This window comes from Bradyrhizobium sp. WYCCWR 13022, from assembly GCF_030435535.1.
In the GTDB taxonomy this organism is placed as follows: Bacteria; Pseudomonadota; Alphaproteobacteria; order Rhizobiales; family Xanthobacteraceae; genus Bradyrhizobium.
On record NZ_JAUIZJ010000023.1, the window covers coordinates 173164 to 192274 of the forward strand.

The 19111-nt window shown below is 64.8% G+C and carries 21 protein-coding genes and 1 tRNA gene; 6 read left to right on the forward strand and 16 right to left on the reverse strand.

What is annotated here, in order from left to right:
- Window positions 1-78: 78 nt before the first annotated feature.
- The 11 genes from QY049_RS27810 to QY049_RS27860 all read right to left on the reverse strand — a co-directional run bounded on the left by QY049_RS27810 (window position 79) and on the right by QY049_RS27860 (window position 8008).
- Entirely contained in the window at window positions 79-708 is a 630-nt protein-coding gene (locus QY049_RS27810; RefSeq protein WP_194479380.1) for a Maf-like protein, read from the reverse strand.
- A gap of 158 nt (window positions 709-866) precedes the next feature.
- Window positions 867-1334, reverse strand: a complete 468-nt coding sequence (locus QY049_RS27815; RefSeq protein WP_301270222.1) for a low molecular weight phosphatase family protein — start codon at window positions 1332-1334, stop codon at window positions 867-869.
- A gap of 6 nt (window positions 1335-1340) precedes the next feature.
- Window positions 1341-1838 carry a UPF0262 family protein gene (locus QY049_RS27820; RefSeq protein WP_194479378.1) on the reverse strand — a complete coding sequence of 166 codons (498 nt, stop codon included), beginning with the start codon at window positions 1836-1838 and terminating at the stop codon, window positions 1341-1343.
- Window positions 1835-3130, reverse strand: a complete 1296-nt coding sequence (gene hisD / locus QY049_RS27825; RefSeq protein WP_258764959.1) for a histidinol dehydrogenase — start codon at window positions 3128-3130, stop codon at window positions 1835-1837. The genes QY049_RS27820 and hisD overlap by 4 nt, the downstream gene beginning before the upstream one ends.
- Window positions 3131-3277: 147 nt before the next feature.
- Window positions 3278-3727 (reverse strand): DUF2948 family protein, encoded by a 450-nt coding sequence (locus QY049_RS27830; RefSeq protein ID WP_194482586.1) that lies wholly within the window; start codon window positions 3725-3727, stop codon window positions 3278-3280.
- Window positions 3728-3816: 89 nt separating this feature from the next.
- Window positions 3817-3963, reverse strand: coding sequence for a hypothetical protein (locus QY049_RS27835; RefSeq protein WP_246755692.1), 147 nt, complete (start codon window positions 3961-3963; stop codon window positions 3817-3819).
- Window positions 3964-4034: 71 nt separating this feature from the next.
- Window positions 4035-4859, reverse strand: coding sequence for an alpha/beta fold hydrolase (locus tag QY049_RS27840; protein ID WP_258764958.1), 825 nt, complete (start codon window positions 4857-4859; stop codon window positions 4035-4037).
- Window positions 4860-4891: 32 nt separating this feature from the next.
- Window positions 4892-5401, reverse strand: coding sequence for a hypothetical protein (locus QY049_RS27845; protein WP_258764956.1), 510 nt, complete (start codon window positions 5399-5401; stop codon window positions 4892-4894).
- A gap of 196 nt (window positions 5402-5597) precedes the next feature.
- Window positions 5598-5906 carry an EthD family reductase gene (locus tag QY049_RS27850; protein ID WP_194479374.1) on the reverse strand — a complete coding sequence of 103 codons (309 nt, stop codon included), beginning with the start codon at window positions 5904-5906 and terminating at the stop codon, window positions 5598-5600.
- Between the two features lie 181 nt (window positions 5907-6087).
- Complete coding sequence (locus tag QY049_RS27855) at window positions 6088-7851, reverse strand: FAD-dependent oxidoreductase (RefSeq protein ID WP_258764954.1); 1764 nt, start codon at window positions 7849-7851, stop codon at window positions 6088-6090.
- Window positions 7820-8008, reverse strand: coding sequence for a hypothetical protein (locus QY049_RS27860; protein WP_258764945.1), 189 nt, complete (start codon window positions 8006-8008; stop codon window positions 7820-7822). Before QY049_RS27860 ends, QY049_RS27855 begins: the two co-directional genes overlap by 32 nt.
- A 315-nt stretch (window positions 8009-8323) precedes the next feature.
- On the opposite strand from QY049_RS27860, the gene QY049_RS27865 reads away from it, so the two are divergent.
- Window positions 8324-8398 (forward strand) — tRNA-Thr (locus QY049_RS27865).
- Window positions 8399-9054: 656 nt separating this feature from the next.
- Here QY049_RS27865 and QY049_RS27870 read toward each other — a convergent pair.
- Window positions 9055-9411 (reverse strand): hypothetical protein, encoded by a 357-nt coding sequence (locus QY049_RS27870; RefSeq protein ID WP_194479371.1) that lies wholly within the window; start codon window positions 9409-9411, stop codon window positions 9055-9057.
- A gap of 385 nt (window positions 9412-9796) precedes the next feature.
- On the opposite strand from QY049_RS27870, the gene QY049_RS27875 reads away from it, so the two are divergent.
- Both QY049_RS27875 and QY049_RS27880 read left to right on the forward strand, forming a co-directional pair.
- Window positions 9797-11773 carry a cache domain-containing protein gene (locus QY049_RS27875; protein ID WP_258764943.1) on the forward strand — a complete coding sequence of 659 codons (1977 nt, stop codon included), beginning with the start codon at window positions 9797-9799 and terminating at the stop codon, window positions 11771-11773.
- A 97-nt stretch (window positions 11774-11870) separates the two neighbouring features.
- Window positions 11871-12818, forward strand: a complete 948-nt coding sequence (locus tag QY049_RS27880; RefSeq protein WP_194479369.1) for a helix-turn-helix domain-containing protein — start codon at window positions 11871-11873, stop codon at window positions 12816-12818.
- Window positions 12819-13264: 446 nt separating this feature from the next.
- On the opposite strand, the gene QY049_RS27885 is transcribed toward QY049_RS27880, so the two are convergent.
- The 3 genes from QY049_RS27885 to QY049_RS27895 all read right to left on the reverse strand — a co-directional run bounded on the left by QY049_RS27885 (window position 13265) and on the right by QY049_RS27895 (window position 15056).
- A complete protein-coding gene (locus tag QY049_RS27885) occupies window positions 13265-13744 on the reverse strand; it encodes a cyclic nucleotide-binding domain-containing protein (RefSeq protein WP_194479368.1) in 480 nt (159 codons plus the stop codon).
- 137 nt (window positions 13745-13881) lie between these two features.
- Entirely contained in the window at window positions 13882-14529 is a 648-nt protein-coding gene (locus QY049_RS27890) for a ferric reductase-like transmembrane domain-containing protein (protein WP_258764942.1), read from the reverse strand.
- A gap of 23 nt (window positions 14530-14552) precedes the next feature.
- Window positions 14553-15056 (reverse strand): Twin-arginine translocation pathway signal, encoded by a 504-nt coding sequence (locus QY049_RS27895; protein WP_258764934.1) that lies wholly within the window; start codon window positions 15054-15056, stop codon window positions 14553-14555.
- A 185-nt stretch (window positions 15057-15241) separates the two neighbouring features.
- Between QY049_RS27895 and QY049_RS27900 the strand changes: the two genes are divergently transcribed.
- The 3 genes from QY049_RS27900 (at window position 15242) to QY049_RS27910 (ending at window position 18464) form a co-directional block, all read left to right on the forward strand.
- Window positions 15242-16249, forward strand: a complete 1008-nt coding sequence (locus QY049_RS27900) for an LLM class flavin-dependent oxidoreductase (protein ID WP_258764933.1) — start codon at window positions 15242-15244, stop codon at window positions 16247-16249.
- A 132-nt stretch (window positions 16250-16381) separates the two neighbouring features.
- The gene (locus QY049_RS27905) at window positions 16382-17677 is read left to right on the forward strand and encodes an O-acetylhomoserine aminocarboxypropyltransferase (protein WP_258764932.1); all 1296 of its coding nucleotides are present in this window, start codon (window positions 16382-16384) and stop codon (window positions 17675-17677) included.
- Window positions 17678-17681: 4 nt separating this feature from the next.
- Window positions 17682-18464: an alpha/beta fold hydrolase gene (locus QY049_RS27910; RefSeq protein ID WP_258764930.1), complete on the forward strand. Its 783-nt coding sequence runs from the start codon at window positions 17682-17684 to the stop codon at window positions 18462-18464.
- Window positions 18465-18494: 30 nt separating this feature from the next.
- On the opposite strand, the gene QY049_RS27915 is transcribed toward QY049_RS27910, so the two are convergent.
- Window positions 18495-19106 carry a pyridoxamine 5'-phosphate oxidase family protein gene (locus QY049_RS27915; RefSeq protein WP_258764928.1) on the reverse strand — a complete coding sequence of 204 codons (612 nt, stop codon included), beginning with the start codon at window positions 19104-19106 and terminating at the stop codon, window positions 18495-18497.
- Window positions 19107-19111: the final 5 nt, after the last annotated feature.

Genomic DNA, 19111 nt, shown 5'->3' on the forward strand with positions numbered 1-19111 from the left:
AAACGGGTTCCTTCGGCGGAGGCGCGTGCGCCGCGCCGGCCGATCCTACTGTGCATGGGGTTGTTTTCGAGATCCTGGTCAGACCGCCGTGGCGTTGAGCCAGCCGAAGCGGATCGGAAAGCCCTCGCCGCCGAGCAGCGTCGTGGTCTCGTACAGCGGCAGGCCGACCACGTTGGTGTAGGAGCCCACCATCTTCACCACGAACGATCCGGCGATGCCCTGCACGGCATAGCCGCCGGCCTTGCCGCGCCATTCGCCGGAGCCGATATAGGCCTGGATGTCGTCTTCCGAGAGGCGCTTGAAGCGGACGCGGGTCTCCACTAGGCGCTGGCGGAACGCCTCGCGCGGCGTCACCAGACAGATCGCGGTATAGACCCGGTGGTTGCGGCCCGACAGCAGCCGCAGGCACTGCGCGGCCTCGTCCACGAGGTTGGCCTTGGGCAGGATGCGGCGGCCGACGGCTACCACCGTGTCGGCGGACAGGATGAAGGCACCGCGCAGCTCGTCGTCGAGCTGGACTGATTTGAGCGCCGCATCGGCCTTGGCTCGCGCGAGGCGGTTGGCGCAGGCGCGCGGCAGCTCGCCCCGCTTCGGCGTCTCGTCGACATCGGCCGGCCGGAGCGCGTCCGGGTCGATGCCGGCCTGGTTGAGCAGCGACAGGCGCCGCGGCGAACCGGAGGCAAGAACGAATTTGGGGCGGCCGAGCATCAGGTGATTTTTTGGGAGATTTGGCAGGGGATGAATTGCGCGCGGAACCTATCGGAAGGGGGCTGATTTCACAACCCGGAACCCGGACTTTGCTGATTCGAGGAGTCCGACATGGCTGTGCCCTCAATCTGTGACGCGGGTGTTACGGACACCGCATCCTACCCGCTCGCAGCGCCGACCTTGGCGAAGCGCCGGCGGATGCGCATCAGGAGCTGGTCGCAGACCTCGCGATAGGCGGCGAGCTTCTGGTCGCGACTGCCTTCGATGATGGTGGGATCCTGCGTCGGCCAGTATTCGACGTCGGCAGCAAGCGTCCGCGTCAGCTCCAGCGCCTTGTGGTGCGCCTCGGGCGACAGCGTGATGATGAGATCGAAATTCAGCCCCTCCCAATCCTCCAGCTCCTCGAAGGTCTGCGGCTTGTGGGTCGAGATGTCCTGGTCGAGCTCGGCCATCACGGCCACCGCGAACGGATCGAGCTCGCCTTTCCTGGCGCCGGCCGACTTCACGTAGAGGCCTTGCGGAAACATGTGCTGCAACAGGCTCGCGGCCATCGGCGAGCGCACGCTGTTCATCGCGCAGGCGAACAGCACCGATTGCGGATTGCTTGCGCGTGGGGGCGCAGCCATCCGCGTTTAGCCCTTCCAGTGAAGAACAGTGATGAGCGTGAACAGCCGGCGCGAGGTCTCGAAGTCGACCCGCACCTTGCCCTTCAGCCGCTCCTGCAGCGTGCGCGATCCCTCGTCATGGATGCCGCGGCGCCCCATGTCGATGGCCTCGATCTTGTCCGGGGTCGCAGTACGGATCGCCTGGTAGTAGCTGTCGCAGATCATGAAATAGTCCTTCACGATCCGCCGGAACGGCGTCAGCGACAACAGATGCGCGACCACGGGCGTGCCGTCCTCCTGGCGGATGTCGAACATCAGCCGGCTGCCGGTGATGCCGATATGCAGCGTGAACGGGCCCTTGCCGTCGGCGCCATCGGGCGCGAACAGATTCTGCTCGATCAGGTCGTAGATCGCGATCGCACGCTCATGCTCGATGTCGGGGCCGGAACGGCCGATCGAGTCCTCGTCGAGGGTGACCGCGACGATGCGATTGGTCGAGTCGTCCTGTTCGGGCGGCTTTGTCATGACAGATTGAGGCGCAATCCAATCGAGCGCGAATGGGCGTCCAGCCCCTCCGCTTGTCCGAGCGTCATCGCGGCCGGCCCCAGCGCACGCAGCTGGTCCGGGCCGCATTTCAGGATCGAGGTGCGCTTCATGAAATCGGCGACCCCGAGTCCTGAGGAGAATCTCGCCGAGCGCGCCGTCGGCAGCACGTGGTTGGAGCCGCCGACATAATCGCCGATCGCCTCGGGCGTATGCGCGCCGAGGAACACGGCGCCGGCGTTGCGGATTTTTGCAGCGAGCGCGTCGGGATCTGCGGTCATGATCTCGAGATGCTCGGCGGCGATCGCATCCGCAAGCGGGATGGCCTCAGTGAGGTTCTTCACCATGATGATCGCGCCGAAATCGGCCCAGGACTTACCGGCAATCGCGGCGCGCGGCAGCGTCTTCAGCTGCGCCTCGACGGCCTTCTCGACATCGGCGGCGAGACGCGCCGAGTCCGTGACCAGGATCGACTGCGCGCTGGCATCGTGCTCGGCCTGCGCCAGGAGATCGGCGGCGATCCAGTCGGCATTGCCGGTGTCGTCGGCAATCACCAGCACCTCGGAGGGACCGGCAATCATGTCGATGCCGACCTTGCCGAACACCAGCCGTTTTGCGGCAGCGACGTAGGCGTTGCCGGGGCCGACGATCTTGGCGACCGGCGCGATCGTCGCGGTGCCGTAGGCGAGCGCGGCGACGGCCTGCGCGCCGCCGACGCGGTAGATCTCGGTGACGCCGCCGAGCGAAGCCGCCGCCAGCACCAGCGGATTGAGCTTGCCGTCCGGCGAGGGCACCACCATCACGAGGCGCGTCACCCCCGCGACCTTGGCCGGCACCGCGTTCATCAGCACCGAGGACGGATAGGCGGCGGTGCCGCCGGGCACGTAGAGGCCGGCGGATTCGATTGCGGTGTAGCGCCAGCCGAGCTCGACGCCGAGCGGGTCGGTGAAGCGCTCGTCCTTCGGCAACTGCCGGCGGTGGTAAACCTCGATGCGATCGCGCGCGAGCTCGAGCGCATCCAGCGTCCCGGCTTCGCAGGCTTCTTTCGCGGCTTCGATCTCGGCGGCCGAGACGCGCAGGCCGGAGGCATCCAGCTTGAGCCGGTCGAATTTTGCGGTGGCCTCGAGCAGGGCGGCATCGCCCCGCCTGGCCACGTCATCGACGATGGCGCGCGCGGCGGCCTCGACGTCGGCCGAGACCTCGCGCTTGGCGGCGAGGAAGGCCGCGAATCGCTGGTCAAAATCGGCGCTGCTGCGGTCGAGACGAACGGGCATTTTGGGCTTGGCTTCTGCTGGTTTGCGGGGCGCAGTGCGGCTCACAGGCCCCCCTGCTCAATGGCGCGGCGGGGAAGCTGCGTCAACCCTTGGGAGCGACCGTTCCGGACGAGCGCCTGAGCCGGCTCGGCTGGTATACAGGCCACCTCACCCCTCCCCCTCGATCCCGACTCCCGTCCCCAATTCGTCCGCCCCGAGATCGGTGAGCTGGCATTCCAGGCATTCGACATCGAGGCGGATGGCGCCGCCCTGGGCGAACAGCAGCAGCGCGCTGCCGCCAGGCTCATCGTCGCGGCCGTCCTGGGGATGAAACTCGATGCCGACGAGATCCAGGACCGCTTCAGGGGCGGCGAGATCGATGTTGCGCGATTTGCAGGCAAGCACCCGGTCGAAGCGAAGCGCTGACACCAGCCGGCGCGGCTCTGTCTCGCCCGCCAGCGTCTGCTCCCAATCCAGCCGGCTCATGCCGACCACCAGACGCTTCTCGCCCTGTCGCCAGACGATGTCCGACGGCTGCACGCGGGCATCCTGCACATGGGTCGAGATCACGGCGAGATCGTCGGCATCGAGCGCGATCAGTTTGAGCTGGGGAGACATCACCGACACTTCTCCTCGATGGCTGATACGGCTCAACGCGCGGGGTAGCCGAAATTTCCCCGCAAACTAGCGGGCCTTCGGACAACGGACTAGAGGCTATTGATATCCTTCATCTCCAGCACCTTGCTGGGATAGCCGACCCGGGCGACATGAAGCATGGCGCGGCCCATCTGCTCGGTCGATGTGACGAGCCCGGGCGAGATCCGGCGCAGCACGGACCACAGCGGCGAGGTCAAACAACCCTGTCTCGCCGCCAGTGCGGCGTAGCCACCCTCTCCCGCAAACAGGAGAGGGTCAGAGCCAACGCTCAGCTCTTGAAGAACGCCAGCAGATCCGCGTTGATGGTTTCGGCTTCCGTGGTCGGCATGCCGTGCGGAAAGCCCTTGTAGGTCTTCAGTGTGCCGTTCTTGAGCAGCTTGGCCGACAGCGGCGCGGAATCGGCGTAGGGCACGATCTGGTCGTCGTCGCCATGCATCACCAGCACCGGCACGTTGATCTTCTTCAAATCCTCGGTGAAATCGGTCTGCGAGAACGCGACGATGCCGTCGTAATGCGCTTTCGCGCCGCCCATCATGCCCTGGCGCCACCAGTTCTGGATCACCGCTTCCGACGGTTTTGCGCCGGGACGGTTGTAGCCGTAGAACGGGCCGGCGGCGATGTCGCGATAGAACGCCGAACGGCCGGCGGCGAGCGCGGCCTGGAAGCCGTCGAACACGCTCTTCGGCAAACCGCCGGGATTGGCGTCCGTCTTCACCATCAGCGGCGGCACCGCGGAGAGGATCGCGGCCTTCGCGACGCGGGACTCGCCGTGGCGCGCGATGTAGTGCACGACCTCGCCGCCGCCGGTGGAATGTCCGACATGGAGCGCGTTCTTGAGGTCGAGATGCGCGGTGACCGCCGCGAGATCGTCGGCATAATGATCCATGTCGTGGCCGTCGGCGACCTGCGCCGAGCGGCCATGGCCGCGACGGTCATGGGCGATCACGCGATAGCCGCGGGTGACGAAGAACATCATCTGCGCGTCCCAGTCGTCGGACGACAGCGGCCAGCCATGGCTGAACACGATCGGCTGGCCCGAGCCCCAATCCTTGTAGAAGATCTCGACGCCGTCCTTGGTGGTGATGGTAGGCATTGGGGAGTTCCTTTCGTCGTGGTCAGAAACGATCAGGCGAACGCCACCGGCTTGTAGCGGCGCCAGGCGCCGATCGTCACCACGACGAAGAACACCAGCACGATGCCCTGCACTGCCGCGAACACCGGGCCGGACGGCGGCGCCGGCGGCACGGCCGGCGCCAGTGCGGCGAGCGCCGGAATCTTCAGGAACGACTGGATGATCAGCACGAAGACGTTGAAGTAGAGCGAGATCATCGCGGTCACGATGTAGACCGGGCGCCAGGCGCCTTTGAGCTTCATGCCGTAGAGCGCGAGGCAGGCGATCGCGAGCAGCACCAGCGAGATGCCGGCTATGATGTAGGAGGGCAGCAGTTCCTTGAACGGAAACAGAAAGCCCGTCGCGTTGGTCAGGATGGTGAAGAGGAGGAAGACCGCGGTGAGGCCCGGCATCGACTTCGAGCCGAGCAGACCGAACATCACGATCAGGCCCGCGGCGATGGCGATCAGGCTGATGACGACATGGACCAGTGTGAAGGCTTGCAGGCTCATCCCGAGAACCATGGCATCTCTCCTACTCTCTGCGTTGAGATCGGAGGATTGATATTACGGTCCTCATCGGATTGCCACATGCGGCACGATCACACATGCGCGTCCAGCCATGCATCATCGTGCGAATCGACAAATGCATGACTGAATCTTTTGCAGCGCTGTCACAAACGACGGCAGCTTTCGACGAAAGTTGAATCGGTCGACGCGCTCACACGTCCTTGGTGTCGAAGATCAAGAGATCGGCGCCGCCGCTTGCGAATTTCGGCACGTCGCCGGCGGCCGCCTTGCCAGCTTCGCTGCCGAAGGCCTTCTGGATGTCGCCCACGCTGTCGAAGGAGAGAATGGCGACGAGGTGAACGCCTGAGGGACCCGCTGGCGAGCCGACTGCGCCGGTGCTGACGGCGTATTTCTTCAGGCCCGGAAGTTTCTTCGCAAGAGGAATGTGAGTCTCGGCGTAATGCTTGTCGAAGGCGGCGGCGTCCTTGGGCGTCTTGTAGAGCACGACGAGTTCGGCCATTTAGTCCTCCCGTTGAATCTTTGTTCTTCCACGCGATTGGTCGCGCGACGCGGCAATAGTCCGTGGGACACGACAAGATGGCAAGTCACAATCGGCTTGCCGTCTGCTTGTCTTGTCCTTGACTTATTTTTTTGAGCACGATCTTGCCGGAAAACCGCTTCACACTTATCCGGATCGTGCTCTAAAGCGCCGGTTTTGCGGCGTCGCCGAGATAGCCGTGCAGCGAAGCCACGACCTGCGCGCCTTCGCCGATGGCGCCGCCGACGCGCTTGACCGAGCCGGAGCGGACGTCGCCGACGGCGTAGACGCCGGGTACGGAGGTCTCGAGCGGCGCCACCAGCCTGCCCTGGTTCAGCTCGGATTGCGCACCCGTAACGACGAAGCCGCCGCGATCGAGCGTGACGCCGCACCCGTCGAGCCAGCCGGTGGCGGGATCGGCGCCGACGAACAGAAAGAGATTCTTGATGTCGGCAAAATCCTCGTCATCGGACAGCCTGCTCTTCCAGTGTATCCGCCGCAGCAGCGAGGCCTCGTCGCCTTCGAGCGCCGTGATCTCGGTGTTGAACAGCAATTCGATGTTCGGGGTCGCCTCGATGCGCTCGATGAGATAGCGCGACATGCTGGCGCCAAGGCCGCCGCCGCGGATGATCATCAAGACCTTCTTGGCGTGTCCCGAGAGGAACACTGCGGCCTGCCCCGCCGAATTGCCGGCGCCGACCAGCGCCACTTCCTCGCCGGCGCACAGCTTGGCCTCGACCGGGGAGGCCCAGTACCAGACGCCGCGGCCCTCGAACTTGTCGAGATTGGCGATCTCAGGCCGGCGATAGCGCGCACCGCTGGCGACCACCACCGCGCGCGAGCGCAAGGGATCGCTGCCGTCGAGCGCAACTGCAAACGCGCCGTCCTTGCGCGTGCAGTCGAGCGACTTCACCGTGACGGGGATCATGATGTCGGCGCCGAATTTCTGCGCCTGGTTGAAGGCGCGCGCGGTCAGCGCCTGGCCGGAAATGCCGGTCGGGAAGCCCAGATAGTTTTCGATGCGCGCGCTGGCGCCGGCCTGGCCGCCGAAGGCTCTGATATCGAGCACCGCGACCGACAGCCCTTCGGAGGCCGCATACACGGCGGTGGCGAGCCCCGCCGGTCCGCAGCCGACGATCGCGACGTCGTAGATGCGGTCATTGCGCGGGCCGCCGATCATGCCGATCGCGCGCGCGACCTCGGTCTCGCTGGGATTGCGCAGCACCGCGCCGTCCGACGTGACCACCAGCGGCCAGTCCTCCGGCTTCGGCGAATAGCGCGCGATCAATTCGGCGGCGTCGCGATCGCGCTCGGGATCGAGCAGATGATGCGGCTGGCCGTTGCGGGTGAGGAACCCCTGCAAGCGCACCACGCCGGCGGAATGCGAGGAGCCGATCAGCACGATGCCGCCGACGCCCGCCTGGAGCAGATTGACCCGCCGCAGAATCAGCGCGCGCATGATGCGCTCGCCAAGCTCGGCCTCGGCGACCAGCAGCGCGCGCAGGCGCTCGGGCGGCAGCAGCAGCGTCTCGACGTCGCCTTCGGCGCGGCCATCGACCAGGGCCGGCCGGCCGGAGAGCTGGCTGAGCTCGGCCAGAAATTGCCCCGGCCCCTGGTCAATCAGCGGGGTGACATGACCGAGCCCGTCGCGCTGGGTGATGGCGACATGGCCCTTGAGCACGACGAACATGCCCGGCCCCGGCTTGCCGGTCTCGAACAGCAGCTCACCATGATGATAGGTGCGGAACTCGCCGAAATGCCTGAGACGCTCGATCTCGGCTGAGGTCAGCGTCGGAAACGTCTGCTCGGGGCGGGTGAAACGCGACATCTGCGCGTTCCTGTCGGTCTGGTCCTGCTCGGTCTGCCCGATGGCCACGTCAATGCACTCCAAATTTCTATTTGCCGGCCTCGCCGGCGGCCCCATCATTTAGGGAACCATCTTCGTTTTGCGAGGGATCGACACTTGCGGAGCGTTCGCGCGCCTGCGCCTTGCGCCGCTTCAGATTCTCCCGCAGCGCCGATTTCAGGCGGTCGTCCCGCGATGTGCGGTCTTGTCTCGTGGTCTTGTCGTTCTGGTCAGCCATCACGGGTCCATACAGCGGTCGGCAGTAACATGCCCAGGGATTGCGGCAGCTCAAGAGGCCCTGATGGTCCCGATCGTGCGAAATCCAAAATGGGTCGAATCCGCTCCATTGGCCAACTGGCCAGTTGGTGGGGGAAGCGGAACCAAAATCGACGCAAAGTCGGTCGTTTCGAGCCGAAACAGCCGTAATACCCCCGATATCGCCCCGATTTTCTCGCTTTGGCCGCCCTTGCAAGCTTGCACAGCGTGGAGGCCTGTGGCAGATATCGGCCCGCTTGGTAGGCCCCTCGGGCGGCCGATTCTGATCCCAGCACATGCTGCCGTAGCTCAGTGGTAGAGCACTCCATTGGTAATGGAGAGGTCGACAGTTCAATCCTGTCTGGCAGCACCATTTCATCTTCTGGAAACAAGCACGGATCGGCATTCTCGCGGCATCGAACGCCCGAGTTTTGCCCGTTGCCGTTGCCCTCCTCTTGTGAAGAGGGCGCAGGGAAGACCGGGTGCCGACGGGCACCCGCGGTCCGCTGCGCGAAAGTGTAGCGCAAGGAAACCGCACAGCAGCATACAGGTGACGCCGAACACTCGGCCTTCCCTGCGCGATGGTTGGACGGCTTATGCCGTGCTCTCCCGGGAGCCGAATTCCTTCTGGCCTCCCTCGCCCGACGGAAGTCACCGGCACCGCGCCGGTTGGCGCAATGCCGCATCCGCAAGTGCTTGACCGTAGCGACGACGGCCGGGACCACACGGTTTTGCCGTACGCATAGGCGCCGTTCGTACGACACGGCTTGTGCCGGGCTCACGGGGTTCGGCTCAATCCTCTGCCCGCCCTGCCCTCACATCCGCGCCGGCGCCGCTGCGTCCACCGCATCCCCGGCCCACGTTCGCGACGACGTACGATCGCCCCTCTCCTCGGGCCGGGATGACGCAGAGAATGCCAAAATTCCGAATTTCGGTAAAGTGGAATATTTTCGCGCAGGAGGGTTGACGGACTTCGGCGGGAGGCGGGTGTTTTGCCCGACAGGCCACCTCTTCAACAACGCGCGAGCCTCAGTCTCCGAGGCGCTTGGCAGCGGAAGGCTCGGGCCTCGAGGCCCGATCATCGCTCGCCTTCATGAGGCTCGCGACCGTTCGACGCGCCTCTTCGATCATCCGTGCGATTTCACGTGAATGGCCGACCAGCTCATCGATGGCAGGGTCATTCTTGAACTCCGACAGAACGATTCTGATGCAGCTGTTTGCCGTGTTGAAGATCCTGAGCACCCGCATCATCTCGGCGGGCGTCACGCGTTCGTACTGCATCTCGAGCGTGAATGCTTCGACGGCCTTCCAGATCTCATTCAACCGACTGACCGCCTTTGAGGCAGACGCGCTTGCTTGCGCCGGGAATGCCACGACATTCGACATCAGCGTTCCTTGTCTCGATTTTCTTGAACTTTCGCGTTTAGTATGTCGTTAATCATCTAAAGCGCAACAAACTTCCCTATCGGAATTCAGTAAGCGCTTTCAGCAGCAGATTCGTCATCGCAGCGATCGCTCCCGGCACCATGCCCGGATTCCCCATCACGATACCTGCGCGTGATTCACGCACCGATGATGTTCCTATCGAGATCCGGCGAGTTGCGCGTCTTTCTCGGCAGGATAGTTCATCTCCGACTCGAATCTCTCCAAATTTCGATAGGCCGCTTAATCGCATCGACACTTCACTTCGCTAGGCTGCCGACAGCGCGTACGAAGCTCGTGCCGGGCCGCGAGACGCAAAGCATTCCGCAAACTTACGGAGATCTGGCGAATGAAGCCGCGCCTTTCGATCAAGCTGCGCATCTACGGTATCATCGGGTTGAGCTTCTGCGGCCTGTTGGGCCTCGCCGCCGTACAGATCCACAATCTTGCCGTCTCGCTCCGTGAGCAGCGCCAGAACGAGCTGAGCCATCTCGTTCAATCAGCGCTCGGCATCGCCAGGAGCGAGTACGACAAATCGCAGCGCGACAAGACGCCGGATGACGTCGCCCGTCAGCGCGCGGCCGAAGAGATCGGCAAGCTTCGCTACGGCAACGGAGACTATTTCTGGATCAACGATCTGGAACCGCGCATGATCATTCACCCGATCAAGCCGGAGCTCAACGGACAGGATCTCGGCAACATCGAGGATCCGACCGGGAAGCGTCTGTTCATGGAGTTCGTCGACACGGTCAAGCGCCAGGGGGCCGGCGTGGTCGAATATCAATGGCCGAAGCCCGGCAAGGACGCGCCGCAACCGAAACTGTCCTATGTCGCGGGCTTCGCGCCGTGGGGATGGGTGATCGGCAGCGGCGTCTACATCGACGATCTGGACGCGCAGGTCTGGTCGAGCGTGAAAACCCTGATCATCGCCGGGCTCTGCATCGTCCTCGTTCTCGGCGCAATCACGCTGGTCATCGCCCGCGGGATGTCGTCGGCGCTCTCTTCGATGACCTCGGCGCTGATTTCGCTCGGCGCAGGGCAATTCGACGTGAAGCTGCCGGGCCTCAATCGCGCCGACGAGATCGGCGACATGGCGCGCTCGATCGAGCAATTCAAGATCAAGGCTGCCGAGAAGGTACGCGAGGAAGCTGCTGCGGAAGAGCAACGACGCCTGCAGGCCGAGGAGGCCAAGGCGGCCGCACTTCAGGAGATGGCCGAGACGGTCGAGCGCGAGACCAACGCAGCCGTCACCGAGGTCGCGAACGGCACCACCCGGATGGCCGACAACGCGACCCAGATGAACGACACCGCACGCACGCTCGGCCAGAACTCCAGCAGTGTCGCGGCCGCAGCCGAAGAAGCGCTCACCAATGCGCAGACGATGGCGAAGGCCTCCTCGCACATGGCGGCGTCGATTACAGCGATCGCCCAGCAGGTCTCCTCCTCCCGCGACCTGACACAGCGGGCGGTCACCGCGTCCGCCGAGGCACAATCGACCATTGCGCGGCTGGAAGAGGCAGCCGGCAAAGTCGGCGCCGTGACCAACCTGATCAGCGAGATCGCCGGGCAGACCAACCTGCTGGCGCTCAACGCCACGATCGAGGCGGCCCGCGCCGGCGAGGCCGGACGCGGCTTTGCCGTGGTCGCATCCGAGGTGAAGTCGCTCGCCGAGCAGACCGCCAAGGCGACCAGCGAAATCTCGCAGCAGATTGCCGAGATCCAGGAATCGACACGCGCCTCGGTGCAGTCGATCAGCGCGATCGGCGAGGTCATTCGCAACGTCGAAACCGTCTCGACGACCATCGCCGACGCCATAGAGCAGCAGAATACCGTCACGCTCGAGATCTCGCGTACCGTCGAGGAAACGTCGCTCGCCGCCCGCGAGGTTGCCGCTCAGATCGCCTCGGTCTCGCGCGAGGCCGTCGAGACGGGACGTCGTGCTGCCGAAATCCGACATGGTTCGGTCGATATCGCCCAGAAGGTCGACGAACTGCGACTGACGCTGGTTCGCGTCATCCGCACCTCGACGTCGGATGTCGACCGCCGCACGGCAACGCGGCTGGAGGTCAGCCGTCCCGGCACGCTGCTGGTGGCCGGAAACCCCTTTGGCGTCGTCGTCCGGGACATTTCGGGCGGCGGCGCGAGGATCGACGATATCCCGGCGAATTGGCCGATCGGCACCCAGGTTCGGCTGCGGATCGAGGGCAGTTCGGCAGACCTTGCCGGAACCATCGCGCGGATCGACGGACGCTCGGCGTTGGTGAAGTTCTCATCGGCGAGCGCGCAGGCCGCCGCGCTCGCGAAGCTGCTTCAGGAGGCCGCTTAGGTATCCGGTCAGCATGACCGCGAATGCCGCTTTTTCCCAACCCACGACTGCGTTAATATGATGGAACTCATATCATTGCAGCTGATTCGAATTTCCGATGCTTTTCAGAAACCTTCATGCCTCGACATCGCTCGAGCTGGTGCGCTACGCGGACATCGACCAGTTTCGCGAGAGTGAACGGTATGCCAGTGCCGAAAGCATTCCGCTCAGGACCGGAAATTTCGCCGTGCTGCGGGCCAGCGTGACGCTGCCCTCATGCTCCCTGTCGCTGGTGCGGACCTTTCCGCGCATCATCAGGGGTTACGACTTTTCCGGCCGGCTCATCATCGTCGTTCCCATGGACGACGTCTCCTCGACGCGGATGAACGGCAGGGAAATCGACCGGTCGCTGATCATCCTGAAGGGGGCAGCCAACTGCACGGTCTACGAGCCGGAGGGGCGCCTGGTCGCCATCCTGTCGATCCGCCGCGATGCCTTGGCCGACAGCTGGCTGACGTTCGAAGACGGCCATGCGCTGCTGCGATTGCCTGACGCCGAATTGGCACGTCTGCAAATGCACCTGCGCGGCGTTCTCGAGACGGCTGCCGCACAGCCCCAAGCCATTGAGGCAAACGGTACACCGGAGACGATCGAAGCGGCACTGTTCTCCTCGTTCGACGAAGCCATGTGCGCGGGGTATATCGACCGCCGCGACGGGCGTGCGCGTTACAAGACAATCGTGGATCACATCGAGCGTGCGATCCACGCCAACCACACCACCGACATCTACTGCGACACTCTCGCGGAAGAGATCGGAATTTCAACGCGAACGATGAACAGTGCCGTTCACGCCGTCTGCGGCACCAGTCCGCTGCGCTACAGCCAGCTCAAGCGGCTCTGGGCCGTCCGCCGGCAGCTCCGCAACGGAGTTCCCGGCCTCACCGTCAAGGCCAGCGCCTGCGCTCACGGCTTCTGGCACATGGGCGATTTCTCCAAGCTCTACCGCAACACGATCGGAGAACTTCCGTCGCAGACGCTCGCAAACGCGAGGCGCCTGCTGACGTGATCGCCATCGCGGCCAGATCTCTTCCAACTTCGGGACGGTGACGGGTTTCGCCTTCGCTCTTCGAGCGCGCCGGCGGACAAGTTGCTCTGCCCATCCCACAGAAGACCTGCCGGGCCGCGCAGGTAAGGTTAATTCTTCCTTTCGATTGTCGGTAAAATTTTATCCATTATCGTCCTGGTCATTCCTGACGAACCAGAGGCTCCGATAGTGCTTGCGTGCTGCCTGATCGTGACTGGGACTGCGTTGCTGCTCTCCGGCTTGATCGCCTTCGGCTTTCACAGAAACTCACTGCATTCGCTGGCGTTGCTGTAACCACATCGGATAGCGGGCTCGCTGGACGGCAGCGATTTGTCCGCCGTCGCTCGAAGGGCGAAAGCGAAATCGATCGAGAGCTGGTTGGCCGGCAGGCACGATCCGTTTCGCTGCGCTCGACCCAGAATGCGTCTCTAGTGGTCCTCTTCGCTCACATGCTGTCCCGTGAACCGGTCGTCGGCGCGGCGCAGCCGCCGGCACAGCTCGCGATTGATGTTCTGCAGGACGATCACATAGGCATGGATGTCGGCCTTGTAGCAGGCATAGAGCTTTTGGGCGGTCAGCTCGTAGAGCGCCGTCTCACTCTCCGCGACCACCGTGGCGGAGCGGTTCTGCATTTCGATCAGCGTCATCTCGCCGAAGAAGTCGCCGGGCTCCAGAACGGAGATCGGGAGCACACTCCCCGCATTCGTCCGTTTGCCGACCGCCAGCCGGCCGGACTTGACGATGAACATCGAGCGTCCCGGCTCGCCTTCCGCCACGATCGTCGCGCCGACATCGAAGCGGCGCTCGACCAGCATCGAGATCAGGAGGTCGAGACTTGGGTCGGCGAGACCGCCGAAGAACGGCGTCGCGAGCAGGAACGCTTTCAGATCGGGCGTGCTGTCGGTCATGGCACGAGGATACGCGCCAACGCCGGATGCGGCAAGCAGCGCGCGGGACGGCTCACGCGGCTCGACGGGGTTCGCACGTGCTCGACTGAACCTGCGTGCCCACCATTCGACAGGATGATCCATGGCGACATTCCAGGTCATTGACCTGGGATCGGCCGCGCAACATTTTCGTTCCGAACCATCCGCTTGCGCCAGAGATCGGTCATTACCTTGATCGTTGCCGCAAGCACGAGCACGCACAGCGCCGCTTTCGAAATCGTCTCCATCGTCCCCTCGATCAGCAGGCAATGAACCACGCTGCAGGCGACGATGACGATCGCAAGGGGGACATGGACGATGCGCCACGTGCGCAGTCGCAGCCGCCGGCGCAGCGCGGCCAGAAGCGCGACGGCGAAGATGGCCCACATCGCGATCACGCCGAAGGGGGAGAACGGTGTCGGAGAGGAGAAGGTCAGCGCGTCGATCATGTCGGGCGGGCTGGTGAACCAGAGACCGGCGACATGGATCACAACGGCCAGCGCCAGCGCGCCGCCGATCCAGTGATGGGCCCGCCGCCCGCGATAGGCCGATAGTCCCGGCAGATATCCGCCGATCAGCAGCGGCTGAACCAGCACCAGAGCGAGGGCAATGATCCCCGCGAAACCGGCGAGGACGTAGACCGGACCGCGCCATGCGAGCTGCTCGCTTGTCGCTGCGAGCGCGATCGGTGCGCCAATGGCCGCAGCGAGGGCGACCCAGATCAGGGATCTCCACCCTTGCGCGTGGTCTATCACTTGGCCTTTCACTTGGCCTTGCCCTTGCAACGCGATCAGGCCGGCTGAAGCACGAAGTGCGCCTCGAGGCTGGTTTCTTTCGGGCTGCGCATGATCGGCCGCAGAAAGACTGTCTTGAATTCCCCGCTGTCATAGGCGAGGTGACCATGCGGCTGGCCGAAGATGGGAATGATCTGCGGCATCTCGAGCCGGAACGCGCCGTCCCTGTCGGTCAGCGTTGCGCCATGGCTCTGCGGCTCGTGCTCCTGCCCTTCGACCGTGTGCGCCCATATCTGGATGCGCTGCCCGGCCAGCGGGGCCCCGTCGCCGACGCGGCGAACGGTGCCGCTCATCCAGAAGCCGCCCTTGCCGATCCGCTCCACGATCGGTGCGCCCTTGCGGTAGTTGTTGGCGCCGCCGGTCATCGATTCAGTCGGCGCGAGGCCTTCCGCGCGCGCCGGCAGCAGAAATCCGGAAGCTCCCGTCGCCAGGACGCCCGATGCAAGAACGGAGCCGCCGGCAACGAGGAGGTTGCGGCGGTTGAGTACGACAGGGGTCATGTCATTCCTCCTGACAACGGTGGCGCGACATGGAGCGTACAACAACAGGCACGAAACGCCCAGCCGAGACGACGGGCGCCGCGGAGCGCCATAACAGGGTTGCGAAGGGTGCTCTACCCATCCTGCGCGGTGACACTACATGAGCCTCTCCCGGACGCGCAGATTCCCCATTTCGGCAGCCACACATGATCCCGTTTTCCGTGCTCGACCTCGCACCCATCAAGCAGGGATCCGATGCGTCGCAGGCGTTCCGCAATTCGCTCGATCTCGCCCGGCACGCGGAGGCCTGGGGCTTCAAGCGGTTCTGGCTGGCCGAGCATCACAACATGACGGGGATCGCGAGCGCGGCGACGTCGGTGGTGATCGGGCATGTCGCGGGCGGGACCAGGACGATCCGCGTCGGCTCCGGCGGGGTGATGCTGCCGAACCATTCGCCGCTCGTGATCGCCGAGCAGTTCGGCACGCTGGAGGCGCTCTATCCCGGCCGGATCGATCTCGGCCTCGGCCGCGCCCCCGGTACCGACCAGCTCACCGCGCGGGCCATGCGGCGCGACCTTGCCACGGCCGCCGAAAACTTTCCGCATGACGTTCTGGAATTGCAGGCGCTGCTCGGCGACGTCAAACCGAACCAGGCCATCCGCGCCGTACCCGGCATGGGCACGAAGGTGCCGCTGTGGATTCTCGGCTCGAGCATGTTCGGCGCTCAGCTCGCGGCCATGCTGGGGCTGCCCTTCGCCTTCGCCTCGCATTTCGCGCCGCAGATGATGATGCCGGCGCTGCGCGAATATCGCGCGCGGTTCGAGCCCTCGGCGCAGCTCGACAAGCCCTATGCGATGATTGGCGTCAACGTGTTCGCCGCCGACAGCGACGTCGAGGCGCTGCGCTTGTTCACCTCGCTGCAGCAGCAGTTCATCAATCTGCGCCGCGGCACGCCCGGCCAGTTGCCGCCGCCGGTCGACGACATGGACGCGCTGTGGTCGCCGGCCGAGAAGGCCGGTGTCGCGCAATCGCTCGCCTGCTCCGCCGTCGGCAGCCCTGCCGTGATCGAGGAGAAGCTGAGGGCGCTGATCGCCGACACCGCGGCGGACGAGCTGATGACGACAGGGCAGATCTACGATCACGCCGCGCGGCTGCGCTCGTTCGAGATCGCCGCCGACGTGCGGGACCGGCTGGCGGGGCGGACGGGGTTGTAAGCCGGATCGAACAGACTCTTCGTGCTCGTGCCTGGCGCTGCGTCCGCCCGTGCAGCTCTGTCAATGGGCTGACGTCCTCAGTGTTTTTGTGGCACAAGATCCGCCATCACCGACCGACCAACGAGGCCACGCATGCCCGCGCCAAAACCGCCCGCCTTCGAGACCCTGAGCCTGCATGCGGGCCAGCATCCGGATCCCGTGACCGGTGCCCGGGCGGTGCCGATCTACCAGACCACGTCCTACGTGTTCCAGGATTCCGATCACGCCGCCGCGCTATTCAATCTGGAGCGCGCCGGCCACATCTATACGCGCATCTCCAACCCGACTACGGGCGTGCTGGAAGAGCGGCTTGCGGCGCTCGAGGGCGGCGTCGGAGCGATCTGCACCGCAAGCGGCATGGCCGCGCTGCATCTCGCCATTGCGACGCTGCTCAATGCCGGCGACCACATCGTGGCGTCGAGTTCGCTCTATGGCGGCACCATCAATCTGCTGGCGCACACGCTGCCGCGCTTCGGCATCACCACGACCTTCGTGAAGCCGCGCGATCATGATGCCTTCCGGAAAGCGATCAAGCCGAACACAAAGCTCGTGATCGGCGAGACCATCGGCAATCCCGGCCTCGAAGTCCTGGACATCCCGAAGGTCGCACAGATCGCGCATGACGCAAAGATTCCCCTGCTGATCGACAATACGTTTGCCACGCCCTATCTCAGCCGGCCGATCGAGCTTGGCGCCGACATCGTGATGCATTCGGCGACGAAGTGGATCGGCGGCCACGGCATCGCGATCGGTGGCGCCCTCGTCGACGGCGGCCGCTTCGACTGGCGCGCATCAGGCAAATTCGGCGTGCTGACCGAGCCCTATGGCGGCTATCACGGCATCGTCTTCGACGAACAGTTCGGCACGGCGGCCTTCATCATGCGTGCCCGCACGGAAGGTTTGCGCGATTTCGGCGCCTGCCTGTCGCCGACCAACGCGTTCCAGCTCCTGCAGGGCGTCGAGACGCTCGGCGTGCGCATGGACCGGCATATGCAGAACACGCATCTGGTGCTGGAAGCGCTGAAGACCAACAAGGCCGTCGACTGGGTGCTGCATCCCTCGCTGGAGAACCATCCCGACCATCAGCTTGCGAAGACGCTGCTGCCGCGCGGTGCCGGCTCGATCGTCTCCTTCGGCATCAAGGGCGGACGGCCCGCCGGGCGCAAGTTCATCGAATCGCTGCGCATGATCAGCCATCTCGCCAATGTCGGCGACGCCAAGACGCTGGTGATCCACCCGGCCTCGACCACACATCAGCAGATGGACGCCGAGCAGCTGAAGGCCGCCGGCATCGGCGAGGAGCTGGTGCGGCTCTCGGTCGGCATCGAGACGGCCAGCGACATCATCGACGATCTCGCGCAGGCGCTGCGCATCTCGCAGAAGGTTTGAGACGATGAAGCTTTCCGTCAACGGCACCGATGTGTTTGTCGCAACCGGCGGCCGCGAGTTCGACAAATCCCTGCCCACCGTCGTCTTCATCCACGGCGCCGGCTTCGATCATTCGACCTGGGCGCTGCATACGCGCTGGTTCGCCCACCACGGCTTTGGCGTGCTGGCGCCCGACCTGCCCGGTCACGGCCGCTCGGCCGGGCCGTCACTGGGAAGCATCGCCGACTTGGCCGACTGGACGGCGGCATTGCTCGATGCTGCCGGCAGTGCCAAGGCGCACCTGATCGGCCATTCCATGGGATCGCTGATCTCGCTGGAGACCGCTGCACGTCACCCCGACAAGGTCTCGGCGCTGAGCCTGATCGGCACCGCCGCGACCATGACGGTCGGCCCCGATCTGCTCAAGGCCGCCGAGGCCAACTCGCAGGACGCCAACGACATGGTCTCGATCTGGGGTCTCGGCTTCAACGCCGAGCTCGGCGGCAGCCTTGCGCCGGGGCTGTGGATGCACGGTGGCGCGCAGGCGGTGCTGAAAGCTTGCAAGCCGGGCGTGCTGTTCAGGGATCTGTCGGCCTGCAACGCCTACGCGAATGCGCTGACGGCAGCCGCGACCGTCAAGGTGCCGACGACCCTCATCCTCGGCGAACGGGACATGATGACACCGGCGAAGGCGGGCAAGGCGCTCGCGGCGGCGATCCCGCATGCCAGGGCCGTCGTGGTGCCGGGCGCGGGCCACATGGTCATGGCCGAACGCCCGGACGAATTGCTGGCAGCGCTACGTGGTTAGGAATCCGGCGTCCACGTCCAGACGGAGCGGTCACCACATCGTCGCCGCCGCGCGCTCTGGCCAGATCCGATCATACTCCGCGCCGCCGACCTTGTTCTGGCTCATCTCCGCCAGGATCTGGCCGGGTGTCGGCAGCGTCTTCGGGTCGATGCGCTTGTCGGGATTCCAGAGGTCGGAGCGGACGATGGCGCGGGCACACTGGAAGTAGATCTCGTCGACGTTCATCACCATGACGCTGCGCGGGGCCTTGCCTTCGACCTTGAACGACGCCAGCAGGTCGGGATCGACGGAAAGATGCGCGCGGCCGTTGGCGCGAACGGCGTTTCCGGAGCCCGGGATCAGGAACATCAGCGACACCCTGGGGTCGCGCACGATGTTGCGCAGGGAATCGACCCGGTTGTTGCCGCGTCGATCCGGCAGCATGAGCGTCTTGGGATCGTGGATGCGCACGAAGCCGGGCAGATCGCCGCGCGGCGAGCAGTCGATGCCCTCGGGTCCGATGGTCGCGAGCGCCGCAAACGGCGCCTTCTCGATGAAGATGCGATAGAGTGGCGTGACGTGGTCGGCGACTTTCACGGTCGAGGCGTCATTAGTGGCGCCGTAGATGGCTTCGAGCTGCTCGACCGTCTCAATCACCGACATTCCAG

Coding starts and splice junctions, on each gene's coding strand:
- QY049_RS27810 (WP_194479380.1), bottom strand. CDS start 708: ATGCTCGGCCGCCCCAAATTCGTTCTTGCCTCCGGTTCGCCGCGGCGC.
- QY049_RS27815 (WP_301270222.1), bottom strand. CDS start 1,334: ATGGCTGCGCCCCCACGCGCAAGCAATCCGCAATCGGTGCTGTTCGCC.
- QY049_RS27820 (WP_194479378.1), bottom strand. CDS start 1,838: ATGACAAAGCCGCCCGAACAGGACGACTCGACCAATCGCATCGTCGCG.
- hisD (WP_258764959.1), bottom strand. CDS start 3,130: ATGCCCGTTCGTCTCGACCGCAGCAGCGCCGATTTTGACCAGCGATTC.
- QY049_RS27830 (WP_194482586.1), bottom strand. CDS start 3,727: ATGTCTCCCCAGCTCAAACTGATCGCGCTCGATGCCGACGATCTCGCC.
- QY049_RS27840 (WP_258764958.1), bottom strand. CDS start 4,859: ATGCCTACCATCACCACCAAGGACGGCGTCGAGATCTTCTACAAGGAT.
- QY049_RS27845 (WP_258764956.1), bottom strand. CDS start 5,401: ATGGTTCTCGGGATGAGCCTGCAAGCCTTCACACTGGTCCATGTCGTC.
- QY049_RS27850 (WP_194479374.1), bottom strand. CDS start 5,906: ATGGCCGAACTCGTCGTGCTCTACAAGACGCCCAAGGACGCCGCCGCC.
- QY049_RS27855 (WP_258764954.1), bottom strand. CDS start 7,851: ATGATGGGGCCGCCGGCGAGGCCGGCAAATAGAAATTTGGAGTGCATT.
- QY049_RS27860 (WP_258764945.1), bottom strand. CDS start 8,008: ATGGCTGACCAGAACGACAAGACCACGAGACAAGACCGCACATCGCGG.
- QY049_RS27870 (WP_194479371.1), bottom strand. CDS start 9,411: ATGTCGAATGTCGTGGCATTCCCGGCGCAAGCAAGCGCGTCTGCCTCA.
- QY049_RS27875 (WP_258764943.1), top strand. CDS start 9,797: ATGAAGCCGCGCCTTTCGATCAAGCTGCGCATCTACGGTATCATCGGG.
- QY049_RS27880 (WP_194479369.1), top strand. CDS start 11,871: ATGCTTTTCAGAAACCTTCATGCCTCGACATCGCTCGAGCTGGTGCGC.
- QY049_RS27885 (WP_194479368.1), bottom strand. CDS start 13,744: ATGACCGACAGCACGCCCGATCTGAAAGCGTTCCTGCTCGCGACGCCG.
- QY049_RS27895 (WP_258764934.1), bottom strand. CDS start 15,056: ATGACCCCTGTCGTACTCAACCGCCGCAACCTCCTCGTTGCCGGCGGC.
- QY049_RS27900 (WP_258764933.1), top strand. CDS start 15,242: ATGATCCCGTTTTCCGTGCTCGACCTCGCACCCATCAAGCAGGGATCC.
- QY049_RS27905 (WP_258764932.1), top strand. CDS start 16,382: ATGCCCGCGCCAAAACCGCCCGCCTTCGAGACCCTGAGCCTGCATGCG.
- QY049_RS27910 (WP_258764930.1), top strand. CDS start 17,682: ATGAAGCTTTCCGTCAACGGCACCGATGTGTTTGTCGCAACCGGCGGC.
- QY049_RS27915 (WP_258764928.1), bottom strand. CDS start 19,106: ATGTCGGTGATTGAGACGGTCGAGCAGCTCGAAGCCATCTACGGCGCC.